This window comes from Streptomyces sp. NPDC003943 (assembly GCF_053605265.1).
Genome location: NZ_JBSGIW010000129.1, coordinates 1 through 15,890, shown reverse-complemented (window position 1 = coordinate 15,890; position 15,890 = coordinate 1). Strand labels below are relative to the sequence as shown.

10 protein-coding genes are annotated in these 15,890 nt (G+C 70.6%); 9 read left to right on the top strand and 1 reads right to left on the bottom strand.

Annotated elements, in window-relative coordinates:
* Positions 1–82: 82 nt before the first annotated feature.
* The gene (gene purU, locus ACWEV0_RS33390) at positions 83–976 is read right to left on the bottom strand and encodes a formyltetrahydrofolate deformylase (protein WP_453153502.1); all 894 of its coding nucleotides are present in this window, start codon (positions 974–976) and stop codon (positions 83–85) included.
* 205 nt (positions 977–1,181) lie between these two features.
* Between purU and ACWEV0_RS33385 the strand changes: the two genes are divergently transcribed.
* The 9 genes from ACWEV0_RS33385 (at position 1,182) to ACWEV0_RS33345 (ending at position 15,776) form a co-directional block, all read left to right on the top strand.
* Entirely contained in the window at positions 1,182–2,651 is a 1,470-nt protein-coding gene (locus ACWEV0_RS33385; protein ID WP_453153500.1) for an aldehyde dehydrogenase family protein, read from the top strand.
* Positions 2,652–2,671: 20 nt separating this feature from the next.
* Complete coding sequence (locus ACWEV0_RS33380; RefSeq protein WP_453153499.1) at positions 2,672–3,760, top strand: quaternary amine ABC transporter ATP-binding protein; 1,089 nt, start codon at positions 2,672–2,674, stop codon at positions 3,758–3,760.
* Positions 3,760–5,733, top strand: a complete 1,974-nt coding sequence (locus tag ACWEV0_RS33375; protein ID WP_453153498.1) for an ABC transporter permease — start codon at positions 3,760–3,762, stop codon at positions 5,731–5,733. Before ACWEV0_RS33380 ends, ACWEV0_RS33375 begins: the two co-directional genes overlap by 1 nt.
* A gap of 11 nt (positions 5,734–5,744) precedes the next feature.
* Positions 5,745–6,722, top strand: coding sequence for an ABC transporter substrate-binding protein (locus ACWEV0_RS33370; protein ID WP_453153497.1), 978 nt, complete (start codon positions 5,745–5,747; stop codon positions 6,720–6,722).
* 205 nt (positions 6,723–6,927) lie between these two features.
* Complete coding sequence (locus tag ACWEV0_RS33365; RefSeq protein WP_453153496.1) at positions 6,928–9,366, top strand: GcvT family protein; 2,439 nt, start codon at positions 6,928–6,930, stop codon at positions 9,364–9,366.
* Positions 9,367–9,444: 78 nt separating this feature from the next.
* Positions 9,445–10,728, top strand: coding sequence for a serine hydroxymethyltransferase (gene glyA / locus ACWEV0_RS33360; RefSeq protein ID WP_453153494.1), 1,284 nt, complete (start codon positions 9,445–9,447; stop codon positions 10,726–10,728).
* The gene (locus ACWEV0_RS33355) at positions 10,725–11,957 is read left to right on the top strand and encodes a sarcosine oxidase subunit beta family protein (protein ID WP_453153493.1); all 1,233 of its coding nucleotides are present in this window, start codon (positions 10,725–10,727) and stop codon (positions 11,955–11,957) included. Before glyA ends, ACWEV0_RS33355 begins: the two co-directional genes overlap by 4 nt.
* An 11-nt stretch (positions 11,958–11,968) precedes the next feature.
* Positions 11,969–15,181 carry a sarcosine oxidase subunit delta family protein gene (locus ACWEV0_RS33350; protein WP_453153492.1) on the top strand — a complete coding sequence of 1,071 codons (3,213 nt, stop codon included), beginning with the start codon at positions 11,969–11,971 and terminating at the stop codon, positions 15,179–15,181.
* On the top strand, positions 15,174–15,776 hold the full coding sequence (locus ACWEV0_RS33345; RefSeq protein WP_453153491.1) for a sarcosine oxidase subunit gamma: 603 nt from the start codon (positions 15,174–15,176) through the stop codon (positions 15,774–15,776). Before ACWEV0_RS33350 ends, ACWEV0_RS33345 begins: the two co-directional genes overlap by 8 nt.
* The last annotated feature ends 114 nt before the right edge of the window (positions 15,777–15,890 follow it).

Genomic DNA, 15,890 nt, shown 5'->3' with positions numbered 1-15,890 from the left:
CACGGTCGACCCCCAGCTGCTCGCCACCGTCACCAGCTGGTGCGCGCAGCACGACCAGCCCCGCCCCCTCACGCCGTACCGCTCAGCGGAAGACCACCGTGCGGTTGTCGTACACCATGACGCGGCTCTCGCTGTGCCACTTCACCGCGTGCGCGAGGACCTGTGCCTCCACGTCCCGTCCGACCGTGACCAGGTCCCCGGGGTCGAGCGAGTGGTCCACCCTGACCACGTCCTGCTCGATGATCTGTCCCTCGTCCAGGTCCGGTGTCACGTAGTGCGCGGTCGCGCCGACGAGCTTCACGCCGCGGGCGTAGGCCTGCTCGTACGGGCGCGCGCCCTTGAAACTGGGCAGGAAGGAGTGGTGGATGTTGATGGCGCGGCCTTCGAGCTGCTTGCACAGGTCGTCGGAGAGGATCTGCATGTAGCGGGCCAGCACGACCAGGTCGATGTCCAGTTCGCGTACCAGCTCCATCAGGCGCGCCTCGGCCTCGGCCTTGGTGTCCCTGGTGACCGGGATGTGGTGGAAGGGGATGCCGTAGGTCTCCGCCAGTCCCTCGAAGTCCCGGTGGTTGGAGACGATCGCGGGGACCTCGATGTTGAGGGCACCGGTGCGCCGGCGAAAGAGCAGATCGTTGAGGCAGTGGCCGAACCTGGACACCATGATGAGCGTCCGGGTCGGGGTCGACGCCTCGCTCAGGGTCCAGTCGATTTGGTATGCCTCGGCGACGGGACCGAATCGGTAACGCAGGGTTTTCGCATTCGTGTCCGGGTCGGAGACGTCGAAGTGGACCCTCATGAAGAAACGGCCCTGGAGCCGATCGTCGAACTGCTGGCTTTCCACGATGTTTCCCGAGTTCCTGACGAGGAAGCCGCTCACCGCGTGGACCAGTCCGGCGCTGTCGGGACACGAGAGGGTGAGGACGTATTCACTGCCGGGCTGCGGTCGAGGGTACTTGGGGGACACAGCAACCTCCATTGGTGCGTCATGCACAACATGGTGAGCGATACGCAACATGGTCGAGTCGACTCCCCTTGTGGTCAAGGGTGGTTGGGCAAGTGCCGGTCCAGCGAAATCGTCATGCGCCGACCTCTTGACGCAGGTCTGCGGGTTCGCCAAGGTGTTCCACCACAAGCAATTGAATGCATGATGCGCAACGCATTTCGGCTGAAGGGCTTGGCGCGTGGCAGATCTGTATGTGGCTGGGGAATGGCGGGACCCGGTGGCCGGTGGATTCCGGGAGATCCGCTGTCCCGCTGACGGCTCGCTCACCGCGACCGTCTCGGAAGGGACGCGCCCCGACACCGATGCGGCGATCGCCGCGGCCCGCCGGGCCTTCGACGAGGGCCCCTGGCCGCGCACCTCCGAGCGGGAGCGCGGCGCGCTGCTGCTGCGGACCGCCGACCTCATCGAGCGCGACGCCAAGGAGTTCGCCCGCGCCGAGTCGCTGGACACCGGCAAGCGGCTGGTGGAGAGCGAGTACGACATCGCCGACGTCGTCTCCTGCTTCCGCTACTACGGCGGGATCGGCGGCATCGACGCCGGGCGGGTGATCGACACCGGCCGCGACGATGCCATAAGTCGCGTCGTCTACGAGCCGATCGGCGTGTGCGGGCTGATCACTCCCTGGAACTATCCGCTGCTGCAGGCGAGTTGGAAGGTCGCCCCGGCGCTCCTCGCCGGCAACACGATCGTCCTCAAGCCCAGTGAACTCACCCCCTCCACCTCGATCCTGCTGATGAAGGCGCTGGAGGAGGCCGGGCTCCCGGCCGGCGCCGCCAACCTCGTCCTGGGTGCCGGGCCCGAGGCGGGCGCCCCGCTCTCCGAGGACCCCGCCGTCGACATGGTCTCCTTCACGGGCGGCCTGGAGACCGGCAAGCGGATCATGGCCGCCGCCGCGGCGACCGTGAAGAAGGTGGCGCTGGAGCTCGGTGGCAAGAACCCCAACGTGGTCTTCGCCGACGCCGACTTCGAGACGGCCGTGGACTTCGCTCTCACGGCCGCCTTCCTGCATTCCGGGCAGGTCTGCTCGGCCGGCGCCCGGCTGATCGTCGAGGACTCGCTGCACGACCGGTTCGTCGACGAGGTCGTCCGGCGCGCCCGGCGGATCCGCCTCGGCGGCCCCTTCGACCCCGAGGCCGAGACCGGAGCGCTGATCTCCGCGCGGCACCGGGAGAAGGTCGAGGCGTACGTCGCGGCAGGCATCGCCGAGGGCGCCGTACTGCGCTGCGGCGGTGAACGGCCCGACGACCCGGCCCTCGGGAGCGGCTTCTACTACCCGCCGACCGTCCTCGACGAGTGCCGGCAGGACATGCGCGTCGTGCACGAGGAGTCCTTCGGGCCCGTGCTCACCGTCGAGCGCTTCACCGACGAGGACGACGCCGTACGCATCGCCAACGACACCGAGTACGGACTCGCCGGAGCCGTGTGGACGCAGGACGCCGGCAAGGCCCAGCGGGTCGCGCGGCGGCTGCGCCACGGCACGGTGTGGATCAACGACTACCACCCCTACGTGCCGCAAGCGGAATGGGGTGGCTTCGGGCACTCGGGCGTGGGCCGGGAGCTGGGACCGACCGGCCTGGACGAGTACCGAGAGCCCAAACACATCTGGCAGAACATCCAACCCCGGCCGCAACACTGGTTCCGCGGCTGAATGCCGAAGAGAGGTCGACCATGACCCCAACGCAGACCGAGGTGTCGCAGCGGCACGGCGCGCACCAGGATTCGTACGGCACTCCGGTCATTTCCGTGCGCCGGCTGTGGAAGGTGTTCGGGCCGAGGGCCGACCAGGTACCGGATTCCGAGGAGCTGCGCGGTCTCACCCGCCGCGAGCTCATGGACCGCACCGGGTGCACCGCCGCCGTCCGCGACGTCGGCTTCGACGTCCGCAAGGGCGAGGTGTTCGTCGTCATGGGCCTGTCCGGCTCCGGCAAGTCCACGCTGGTGCGATGTCTGACCCGGCTGATCGAACCCACCGCCGGTGAGCTCGTCTTCGAGGGCGAGGACATCCGTGCAGCCGACGGCAGGCGCCTGCGCGATCTGCGGCGCCGCAAGTTCTCCATGGTCTTCCAGCACTTCGGGCTGCTGCCCCACCGCCGGGTGGTGGACAACGTGGCCTTCGGTCTGGAGATCCGCGGCACGAGCAGGGCCGAGCGCACCGCGCGGGCCCTGGAGGTCGTCGAACTGGTCGGCCTCGCAGGCTACGAGAACTCCTACCCCGACCAGCTCTCGGGCGGCATGCAGCAGCGCGTCGGCCTCGCCCGGGCGCTGGCCGGCGACCCCGACGTGCTCTTCTTCGACGAGCCCTTCTCGGCACTCGACCCGCTGATCCGCCGCGACATGCAGAACGAGGTCGTCCGGCTGCACCACGAGGTCGGCAAGACGATGGTCTTCATCACCCACGACCTCTCCGAGGCGCTCAAGCTGGGCGACCGCATCCTGATCATGCGCGACGGCAAGACGGTCCAGTGCGGCACCGGCGACGAGCTGGTGGGCGCCCCGGCCGACGACTACGTCCGCGAGTTCGTCAAGGACGTGCCGCGCGGCGATGTGCTCACCCTGCGGTGGATCATGCGCCCGGTGGAGCCCCATGACGCCCTGGACGGTCCCGAGCTGGGCCCGGACGTCGTGGTGAAGGAGGCCACCCGGGCGGTACTGGCGGCCGACAGGCCGGTCAAGGTCGTGGAGGACGGCAAGTTGCTCGGCATCGTCGGCGACGAGGAGATCCTCGCGGTGGTCGCCGGGCAGGAAGGCGGCGCGTGATGGCCGTCGCCCTGGAGAAGTCCGCCCCCCTGGCCGGCGTACGCAGGGTCGGCCGGCGGGCGCTGGTGGCCGCGATCCTGGCCGCCTGGCTGCTGCTCTTCGTGGTCCTCCGCGGAAAGCAGACCCTGACCCTGGCGGCGGCGGACCTCACCGACCTGCACCGGTGGTTCAACGACGTCAACGACTCGATCGGCGCGGACCGCAACTCCAGCCCGCTCTTCCTCTACTTCTTCAACGAGATCCGCCTGGTCATCGACAACCTGGTGACCTTCGTCCAGCACCTGATCTCACAGCCCCCCGCGGGCCGCCCCGTCCCGCAGATCGGATGGCTCGGCGTCGTCGGCATCGCGGGCTACGTCTCCTGGGCCGTGGGCAACTGGCGGGTCGCCCTCCTGGCCGTGGCGGGCTTCACCTTCCTGGGGCTGCAGGGACTGTGGCAGGAGAGCATGGACACCCTGTCGCTCACCCTCTCCGCGGTCTTCGTGGCGCTGCTGTTCGCGATTCCGCTGGGCGTGGGGGCGGGGCTGTCCGACCGGTTCAACCGGATCGTGACGCCCTTCCTGGACTTCATGCAGACGATGCCGACCTTCGTCTACCTGGCCCCGCTGACCCTGTTCTTCCTCATCGGCGGGGCCTCCGCCACGATCGCCACCGTGATCTACGCGGCACCGCCCGCGATCCGCATCACCGCGCACGCCATCCGCTCCGTCCCCGACACCACCGTCGAGGCCGCCGAGTCGCTGGGCGCGACACGACGTCAGACACTGCTGAAGGTCCTGCTGCCCATGTCGAAGCGGACCGTGGTGATGGGCGTCAACCAGTCGATCATGGCCGCCCTGGCCATGGTGACCATCGCCGCGCTGATCGACGCGCCCGGCCTCGGCAAGACCGTCATCCAGGCCCTTCAGTCGCTCGATGTGGGAACGGCCTTCAACGCGGGACTCGCCATCGTCGTCATGGCGATCGTCCTCGACCGGGTCACCACCGCGGCCGGCGCCCGCGAGGAGACGGCCCGGCGTTCGAAGAACCGCCTCCTCGGGTGGCGCGGGCCGCTGCTCGGCGCGGGAGCGGCGGCCACCGCGGTCCTCGTCTACCTGTCGCACACCTATGTGTGGGCGGCGGAGTTCCCCGGCGACGGCGGCACCGGCGGCTCCATCGCGCGCGCTGCGGACAGCGTGACCACCTGGGTGCAGGACAACCTCTCGGGCCTCACCAACGCCTTCCGCGACGGCATCACCAGCGGCCTGCTCAATCCGCTCCAGACGCTGCTCACCGACTCCCCGTGGTGGCTCGTCGGCGCGGTGCTGATCGCGCTCGGCGGCGTGCTCGGCGGTTGGCGGGCCGGGGCCACCACGGCCGTGTGCGTGGGTCTGCTGGTCGGCACCGGTCTGTGGTCGGACGCCATGACGACGCTGGCGTCGACCCTCGTGGCGACGGTGCTGGTCATGCTGCTCGGCATCGTCCTCGGGGTGTGGATGGGGCGCAGCATGCTCGTGGACCGGGTGCTGCGGCCCTCCCTGGACGCGGCACAGGTCATGCCGCCGTTCGTCTACCTCGTGCCGTTCCTGGCGCTGTTCGGCGCGACCCGCTTCACGGCCATCGTCGCCGCGGTCGTCTACGCGGTGCCGGTCGCCATCAAGATCATCGCGGACGGGGTGCGGGCCGTGCCCGGGACCACCGTCGAGGCGGCCGTGTCCGCCGGGTGCAACACCTGGCAGATCATCACCAAGGTTCAACTGCCGATGTCACGCGGCGCCCTGACGCTCGCCACCAACCAGGGCCTGATCTATGTGCTGTCGATGGTCGTCGTGGGCGGCCTGGTGGGGGCGGGCGCCCTCGGCTACGACGTCGTGGCCGGGTTCTCACAGAGCCAGCTGTACGGGAAGGGGCTCGCGGCGGGACTCGCGATCGTCTTTCTCGGAGTCATGTTCGACCGGATCACCCAGGCAGCGGCGCGACGCGCGAGCGCGTAAGGAGCACCAGCATGGCAGCACAGGTACGACAGTGGGGAATCGGCACGGCCGGCGCAGCCGTCGTGACCGTCCTCGGGCTGACCCTCACCGCCTGCGGCGGTGCGAAGGTCGGTGTCGACTCCGCGGATTCGGGCAGCCCGGGCAAGTGCGGCACCTTCAATCTCGCGGTCAACCCGTGGGTGGGCTACGAGGCGGACGCGGCGGTCGTCGCGTACGTCGCGCAGAAAGACCTCGGCTGTACGGTCAAGAAGAAGGACCTGAAGGAGGAGATCGCCTGGCAGGGCTTCGGGACGGGCGAGGTCGACGCCGTCCTGGAGAACTGGGGTCACGACGATCTGAAGAAGAAGTACATCGCCCAGCAGAAGACCGCCGTGAGCGCCGGCTCGACCGGCAACAAGGGCATCATCGGCTGGTACGTGCCGCCGTGGCTGGCCAAGGCGCACCCGGACATCACCGACTGGAAGAACCTGAACAAGTACGCGTCCGAGTTCAGGACCTCCGAGTCGGGCGGCAAGGGCCAGCTCCTTGACGGCGACCCCTCGTACGTCACCAACGACGCGGCGCTGGTGACGAACCTGAAGCTGGACTTCAAGGTGGTGTACGCGGGCAGCGAGACCGCGCTCATCCAGTCCTTCCGGGACGCCGAGAAGAACAGGAAATGGGTGATCGGCTACTTCTACGAGCCGCAGTGGTTCCTGTCCGAGGTGCCGTTGGTCAAGGTGAACCTGCCCGCGTACACGACGGGCTGTGACGCCGACGCGGCGAAGATCGCCTGCGACTATCCCGTGTACGACCTCGACAAGATCGTCAGCGCGAGGTTCGCGCAGTCCGGCAGCCCGGCCTACCGTCTGGTGAAGAACTTCACCTGGACCAACGACGACCAGAACACCGTGGCCAAGTACATCGCGGTGGACAAGATGTCGCCCGAGGCGGCGGCGAAGAAGTGGGTGGAGGCCAACCGCGGCAAGGTCGACGCCTGGCTCAAGTAGCCCACGCCGGGAAGACGGTCCGAGATGCCCGGCGGGCGGTGCGCACCTGTGTGCGCCGCCCGCCGGGCATTGCCGCGTTCCGGGCTCTTCGCCGGCGTCACCGACCCCTTGACACCCCTCTCCGTGACCGGCACATTGAGTTGCGCAACCTGAACCATGTTGCGCAGCAAGCAACTTGACTGGTTTTGAATCAGGAGGTGCGGCGATGGCGGGACCCCGAGTGGTGATCATCGGAGCGGGCGTCGTGGGAGCGGCGCTCGCGGACGAGATCTCCGCACGCGGCTGGACCGAAGTGACCGTGGTCGACCAGGGCCCGCTCCCCGCGACCGGGGGCTCCACGTCACACGCCCCCGGCCTCGTCTTCCAGACGAACTCCTCCAAGACCATGACCGAGCTGGCCCGCTACACCGTCGAGAAGTTCTGCTCCCTCGACGTCGACGGCAAGCCCTGCTTCCTGCAGGTCGGCGGCCTCGAAGTGGCGACCACCCCCGAACGCCTCGCGGAACTGCACCGCCGCCACGGCTGGATCACCGCCTGGGGCATCGAGGCCCGCATGCTGAGCGCCGACGAGTGCGTCGAGCGGCATCCGCTGGTGAACCGGGACAGGATCCTCGGCGGCCTGCTGATCCCGACGGACGGGATCGCCAAGGCCGTCCTCGCCGTCGAGGCGCAGATCCGCCGGGCCACCGAACGCGGCGTCACCTTCCTGGCCCGCCACGAAGTCCTCGACATCCGGCAGAGCGAGGGCCGGGTGACCGGCGTCCTCACCGACCGGAGCGAGATCGCCGCCGACATCGTGGTGTGCTGCGCCGGCATCTGGGGCCCGAAGATCGCCCGCATGGCCGGCATGAACCTCCCGCTGACCCCGCTCGCCCACCAGCTCGCCTGGACCGGCCCGGTCCCGGCGCTCGCGGGCCAGACGGAGGAGGCGGTACGACCGATCCTGCGCCACCAGGACGCCGACCTCTACTACCGCGACCGCTTCGACGGCATCGGCATCGGCTACTACGGCCACCGCCCGATGCCCGTCTCGGCCGACGACATCCTCTCCGTCGACGAGGCCGACCACATGCCCTCGGTCCTCGAGTTCACCGAGGAGGACTTCGAGGACGCCTGGACCGAGACCCGGTCGCTGCTCCCCGCGACGGCGGAGGCCAAGGTCGAGGAGGGCATCAACGGCCTGTTCTCCTTCACCACCGACAACTTCCCGCTCCTCGGCGAGTCCCAGGACGTCAAGGGCTTCTGGGTGGCGGAGGCGGTGTGGGTCACCCACTCCGCGGGCGTGGGCCGCGCCATGGCCGAATGGCTCGTCGACGGCCACTGCTCGTCCTTCGACCTGCACGAGTGCGACGTCAACCGCTTCGAGCCGCACCAGCTGTCCCCGGAGTACGTCCTGGCCCGCGACTGCCGGAACTTCGTCGAGGTCTACGACATCATCCACCCCCTCCAGCCGTCGGGGGACCCCCGCCCGATCCGCACGAGCCCCTTCCACACCCGCCAGCAGGAGCACGGCGCGTTCTTCCTGGAGGCGAGCGGCTGGGAACGCCCCCAGTGGTACGAGGCCAACGCGGGGCTGGTCGAAGGCCGCAACATCCCCACCCCGAACGACTGGGCCGCGCGGTTCTGGTCGCCCGTCGTCGGCGCCGAGGCACAGGCCACCCGTGAGACCGTCGCGATGTACGACATGACGGCCCTCAAGCGACTCGAGGTCAGCGGCCCGGGTGCCGCGGACTTCCTGGAGGGACTGACCACCGGCAAGGTCGCCAAATCGGTCGGCTCGGTGACGTACACCCTGCTCCTTGACCACGACGGCGGCATCCGCAGCGACGTCACCGTCGCCCGGCTGGCCCCCGACCACTTCCAGGTCGGCGCCAACGGCAACCTGGACCTCGACTGGCTCACCCGCCACCTGCCGGCCGACGGCACGGTCCAGGTGCGCGACATCACCGCCGGCACCTGCTGCATCGGCCTGTGGGGCCCCCTGGCCCGCAAGGTCCTGCAGCCGCTGACGGACGAGGACTTCTCGGGCGACGGCCTGAAGTACTTCCGCGCCAAGCGCGCGTACATCGGCTCGGTGCCCGTCACCGCGATGCGACTGTCGTACGTCGGCGAGCTCGGCTGGGAGCTCTACACCACCGCCGACCAGGGCCTGAAGCTGTGGGACACCCTGTGGCAGGCGGCCGAGCCGCTCGGCGGCGTCATCGCCGGCCGCGGCGCCTTCAACAGCCTCCGCCTGGAGAAGGGCTACCGCTCCTTCGGCACCGACATGACCTACGAGCACGATCCCTACGAGGCCGGCGTCGGCTTCGCCGTCAAGCCCGACAAGGGCGACTTCATCGGCAAGGCAGCCCTGGAGCGCCGCAGGGAAGACGTACGGCGCAAGCTGACCTGCCTCACCATCGACGACCCGCAGTCGGTCGTCCTCGGCAAGGAGCCGGTCTACGACGGCGACCGAGCGGTCGGCTACGTCACCAGCGCCGCCTACGGCTACACGATCGGCAAGGGCATCGCGTACGCCTGGCTCCCGACGGAACTCACCACCCCCGGCACCACCCTGCACATCGGCTACTTCGACCGGCGCGTCGAGGCGGTCGTCGCCGAGGAGCCGCTGTTCGACCCGACCATGTCCCGCCTCCGTGGCTGACGGAGGCGTGGGCCCCATGACGAGGGCCCTGCAACTCGCCCACGTCGTCGAGGCCGCCGAGAGGAACGCGAACACCGTATGAACGTGCTGAACACCTCCCTGGCCGAGCTGGACCCCGAGGTCCACGAGGCACTGCGCGCAGAGCTGCACCGCCAGCAGTCCACCCTCGAGATGATCGCCTCCGAGAACTTCGCGCCGTCCGCCGTGATGGAGGCCCAGGGGTCGGTCGCGACCAACAAGTACGCCGAGGGCTACCCCGGCCGCCGCTACTACGGCGGCTGCGAACACGTGGACGTCACCGAGCGCCTGGCCATCGAGCGCGTCAAGTCCCTCTTCGGGGCCCGCTTCGCCAACGTCCAGCCGCACTCGGGCGCACAGGCGAACACCGCCGTCTTCTTCGCCCTCCTCCAGCCGGGCGACACCGTTCTCGGCCTCGACCTCGCGCACGGCGGCCACCTCACCCACGGCATGCGCATCAACTACAGCGGCAAGATGCTCAACGTCGTGCCGTACCACGTCTCCGAGACCGACCACCTCGTCGACATGGAGGAGGTCGAGCGGCTCGCCAAGGAACACCGGCCCAAGATGATCATCGCGGGCTGGTCGGCGTACCCCAGGAAACTGGACTTCGCGGCCTTCCGGCGGATCGCCGACGAGGTCGGCGCCCTCCTCATGGTCGACATGGCGCACTTCGCGGGCCTGGTCGCCGCCGGACTGCACCCCAGCCCCGTCCCGCACGCGCATGTGGTCACCACCACGACGCACAAGACACTCGGCGGTCCCCGCGGCGGAGTCATCCTCACCGACGACGCCGACCTCGCCAAGAAGATCAACTCAGCGGTGTTCCCCGGGATGCAGGGCGGCCCACTGGAGCACGTCATCGCCGCGAAGGCGGTCTCCTTCAAGGTGGCGGCGTCGCCCGAGTTCGCCGAACGCCAGGCCCGTACGCTGGCCGGTGCCCGCCTCCTCGCCGAGCGCCTCACCCGGCCCGACACGGCCGCGGCCGGAGTGAAGGTCCTGACGGGCGGCACGGACGTCCACCTCGTCCTCGTCGACCTGCGGGACTCCGAACTCGACGGAAAGCGGGCCGAGGACCTGCTGCACGGGATCGGCATCACCGTCAACCGCAACGCCGTCCCCTTCGACCCGCGCCCGCCCATGGTCACCTCCGGCCTGCGCATCGGAACGCCGGCCCTGGCCACCCGGGGCTTCACGGAGGAGGACTTCGCCGAAGTCGCCGACGTGATCGCCCTGGCCCTCCAGCCCGGGCCGGACGTGGCCGCCCTGCGCGCCCGCACCGAGACGCTCGCGGCCAAGTACCCGCTCTACCCGCACCTTTCGGAAGACGGAGACGTCCGATGAGCCCCAGCACCCCAGGCGCCGACCTCCCCGACCACCCCGACTGGCTCTGGCGCGATCCCGAGCCCAGGCGCTCGTACGACGTGGTGATCGTGGGCGGCGGCGGACACGGCCTGGCCACCGCCCACTACCTGGCCAAGAACCACGGCATCACCGACGTCGCGGTCCTGGAGAAGGGCTGGCTGGGCGGCGGCAACATGGCCCGCAACACCACGATCATCCGCTCCAACTACCTGTGGGACGAGAGCGCCGGCATCTACGAGCACGCGCTCAAACTGTGGGAGGGCCTCGAGGAGGAGCTGGACTACCCGATCCTCTTCTCCCAGCGCGGCGTGCTGAACCTCGCCCACAGCCTGCAGGACGTCCGCGACAGCGTGCGCCGGGTGGAGGCGAACCGGCTCAACGGCGTCGACGCCGAATGGCTGGACGCGGAGCAGGTCAGGGAAGTCTGCCCGATCGTCAACACCTCCCCGGACGTGCGCTACCCGGTCCTCGGCGGCACCTACCAGCCGCGCGCCGGCATCGCCAAGCACGACTACGTGGCCTGGGGCTTCGCCCGCTCGGCGGACACCGCCGGCATCGACATCATCCAGAACTGCGAGGTCACCGGCCTGGACGTGGTCGGCGGCCGGGTGGTCGGCGTCCAGACCACGCGCGGTCCCATCGGCGCGGGCAAGGTGGCCCTGTGCTCCGCCGGCCACACCTCGGTCCTCGCCGCCATGGCCGGCATCGAACTCCCGCTCCAGAGCCACCCGCTGCAGGCCCTGGTCTCCGAACTCCTGGAGCCGGTCCACCCCACGGTGGTCATGTCCAACGCCGTCCACGTGTACGTCAGCCAGGCGCACAAGGGCGAGCTGGTGATGGGCGCCGGCATCGACTCGTACAACTCCTACACCCAGCGCGGTGCCTTCCACATCATCGAAGACCAGATGTCCGCCGCGCTGGAACTCTTCCCGGTCTTCGCCCGCGCCCACGTGCTGCGCACCTGGGGCGGCATCGTCGACGTCAGCCCGGACGCCTCGCCGATCGTCGGCCTCAGCCCGGTCGACAACCTCTATCTCAACTGCGGTTGGGGCACGGGCGGTTTCAAGGCCACCCCGGGCCTCGGCTGGGTCTACGCCCACACCATCGCCCACGACACCCCCCACCCCCTGAACGCCGCCTTCTCGCTCGACCGTTTCACCACCGGCGCGCTCGTCGACGAGCACGGCGCGGCCGCGGTGGCCCACTAGGGAGCCGAACCATGCTGCTCATCCCCTGCCCGTGGTGCGGGCCCCGCGACGAGGCCGAGTTCCACTACGGCGGCCAGGCGCACGTGCCCTACCCCGAGGATCCCGCCGCCCTCACCGACGAGGAGTGGGCGCGGTACCTGTTCTTCCGCGACAACCCCAAGGGCCCGTTCGCCGAGCGATGGAGCCATGCGGCGGGCTGCCGCAGGTGGTTCAACGCGGTGCGGGACACGGCGACGAACGAGATCCTGGCGGTGTACAGGCCGGGGGAGGCGCGCCCGGCCACCACCGAGCCGCGCCCAGCGGATCCGGTCCGCCCGGGGAAGACCGCGAGCGAGCCCGAAGGGCGGCACACGACCACCGGCCCGCAGACGGGGACGACGCGGGAGTTCCCCGCATGGGGCGTGCCCGGTCAGGCGTTCCGTCTGTCGGACGGCGGGCGGGTCGACCGCGACGACCGACTGGGCTTCACCTTCGACGGCATCCGGTACGAAGGGTTCCGGGGCGACACCCTCGCCTCCGCCCTCCTCGCCAACGGTGTGATCGCGGCAGCGACCAGCATCAGACTCGGCCGCCCCCGCGGCATCTTCTCGGCCGGCGTGGAGGAACCCAACGCGGTCGTCCAGATCGAGGCACCCTTCCCCGAGCCCATGCTCCCCGCCACGACGGTCGAACTCTACGACGGCCTGGTCGCGAGCAGCCTCCCGGGCCAGGGACGCCTCGCCACCGAACCGGACCCCGCCCGCTACGACGCCGTACACGCCCACTGCGACCTGCTGGTCGTCGGCGCGGGCCCGGCCGGTCTCGCCGCCGCCGCGGCGGCCGCGCGGAGCGGCGCACGCGTCATCCTCGCCGACGACCAGCCGGAACCCGGCGGCAGCCTGCTCGGCACCGGCGAACACCTCGACTGGGTGGAGACGACCCGCGCGCAGCTCGAAGCCGCCCCGGAGGTACGCGTCCTGCGGCGCACCACCGTCTTCGGCCACTACGACGACAACCACCTCCTCGCCGTCGAGCACCGCACCAACCACCTCGGCGCCGAGGCCCCGGAGCACGTCTCCCGCGAGCGCGTCTGGCGGATCCGCGCCCGGCGCGTGGTCCTCGCGACCGGCGCCCACGAGCGCTCACTGGCGTTCGGAGACAACGACCGCCCCGGTGTGATGCTGGCCGCCTCGGCCCGGACGTACCTCCACCGGTACGCCGTTCTGCCCGGCCGGCACGCGGTCGTGTTCACCACCAACGACAGCGCCTACGCCGCCGCACTCGATCTGGCGGCGGCGGGAGTGGACATCGCGGCGATCGTCGACACCCGGCCCGAGCCGGGGGAGTGGGCCGAGCGCGCCCGGTCCGCCGGGATCGAGGTGCTGGCCGGACACGCGGTCACGGACACGGAGGGCGGGGCCCGCCTCACCGCCGTGACGGTCGCCCCGTACGGGGAGTCCGTGGGGCGACGGGAGTTCGCCGTCGACCTGCTCCTGGTCTCCGGCGGCTGGAACCCGGTCGCGCATCTGTTCAGCCAGGCGGGCGGCAGGCTCCGCCACGACGACGCACTCGGCACGTTCGTGCCCGACAGCTGCCGTCAGGCGGTGGACGTCGCGGGCAGCGCGAACGGGGCCCACGATCTCGCCACGACCCTCGCGCAGGGCGCGGCGGCCGGCGCCCGCGCGGTCGAGGCGGAGGGCTACACCGCCGAGACGCCGGCCCTCCCGGCCGTCGCCGCCCAGCCGCACACCCCGCCCATGCAGGTGTTCGCCGTCCCCACCGGCACCGGAGCCCCCCGGTTCGTCGACCTCCAGCGCGATGTCACGGTCGACGACCTGGCGCGGGCGACCGGGGCGGGCCTGCGCTCGGTGGAGCACACCAAGCGCTACACCACGGCCGGCACCGCCAACGACCAGGGCAGGACGGGCGGGGTCCTGACGAGCGGGATCGTCGCCGAACTCCTCGGCGTGGACATCTCGGCGCTCGGCCTGCCCACGTTCCGGCCGCCGTACACCCCCGTCTCCTTCGCCACCCTCGCCGGCCGCGACCGCGGCGCGTTGTCCGACCCGATCCGCACGACCGCCCTCCACCCGTGGCATGTCGCGCACGGCGCCCTGTTCGAGAACGTCGGCCAGTGGAAGCGGCCCTGGTACTACCCGCAGGACGGCGAGGACATGGACGCGGCCGTGCTGCGCGAGTGCCGCGCCGCCCGCGAGGGCGTGGCCTTCATGGACGCCTCCACGCTCGGCAAGATCGACGTGCAGGGCCCGGACGCCGCGATCTTCCTCGACCGGCTCTACACCAACATGATGAGCACCCTGAAGGTCGGCATGATCCGCTACGGCGTCATGAGCCGCCTGGACGGCATGATCTTCGACGACGGCACCGTCATCCGCGTCGAGAAGGACCGCTTCCTGGTCACCACCACGACGGGCAACGCGGCCGCCGTACTGGACTGGATGGAGGAGTGGCTGCAGACCGAGTGGCCCGAACTCCGCGTCCACTGCGCCTCCGTCACCGAGCAGTGGGCCACCGTCGCGCTGGTCGGCCCGCGTTCTCGCGAGGTGCTCGGTTCGCTCGCGCCCCGACTGGCGGTCGCCAACGACGACTTCCCGTTCATGGCATGGCGGGAGACGACGGTCGCGGGCATCGAGGCGAGGGTGTGCCGGATCAGCTTCTCCGGCGAACTCGCCTACGAGATCAACGTGTCACCGTGGGAGGCCCTCGCCCTGTGGGAGGCGCTGTACGAGGCAGGCGCCCCGCACGGCATCACTCCGTACGGCACGGAGACCATGCACGTCCTGCGCGCGGAGAAGGGGTACCCGATCATCGGCCAGGACACCGACGGCACGGTCACCCCGCAGGACCTCGGCATGAGCTGGGCGGTGTCCAAGAAGAAGGCCGACTTCATCGGCAAGCGCTCCTACGCCCGCGCCGACACCGTGCGCGCCGACCGCAAGCACCTCGTCGGCCTCCTCCCCGAAGACCCGGCCGCCCTCCTCCCCGAGGGCACCCACCTGGTCGCCGACAGCGAACTGCCCGCCCCGCCCGTCCCGATGCTCGGGCACGTCACCTCCAGCTACCGCAGCGCGACGCTCGGCCGGACCTTCGCGCTCGCCCTGATCAAGGGCGGCCGGGACCGCATCGGCGAACGCCTCTACGCACCCGTCGGCGACCGGATGCTGCCCGTGACCGTCGCAAGCCCCGTCCTCTACGACCCCGAGGGAGCCCGCCGCGATGGCTGACACCGCTCCGACCGCACGGCAGCGCAGCCCGCTGGCGCATGCCGCCGACCGCCTGGCCGCCGCGACGCGCTCCTCCGGGGGCGCGGTCCGCCTGGCCGAAGTCCCCTTCCTGGCCCAGATCAACGTCCGTCTCGACGCCAAGAGCCCGGCGGCGGACGCCGTCGGACTCGCCCTGGGACTCCCACTGCCCCTGGAACCCGACACCGTCGTACGCGTGGGGGATCTGGGCGCGGTGTGGCTCGGCCCCGACGAATGGCTGGTGGTGGGCCCGCCCGGCACCCAGCGGGACCTGGAGAGCCGGATCCGCTCGGCGGCCGGGGACGAGCGCGTCTCCGTCACCGACGTCTCCGCCCAGCGCACCACCGTCCTGGTCAGCGGACCGCGCGCCCGCGACCTGCTGTCCCACGGCTGCCGGCTGGATCTGCACCCGCGCGCCTTCGGCCCCGGCCGTTCGGCCCAGACGACGCTGGCCCGCACCCAGGTCGTCCTGGTGGCCCGGGACGAGCCCAGGGCAGGGTTCTGGGTGCTTGTACGTTCCTCCTTCGCCGGCTACCTGACGGACTGGCTCCTTGACGCGGCCGTGGAATACGTGTGAACGGTTCGGTGGGGGGGGGCGGGGGGGCGGCCCCCCCGGGGGGGGGGCCCCCCCCCGGGCGCCGGGGTGCGGGGGGGGGACCCCCCGCATCCCCACCCCTGGGGGTTTGAGTCG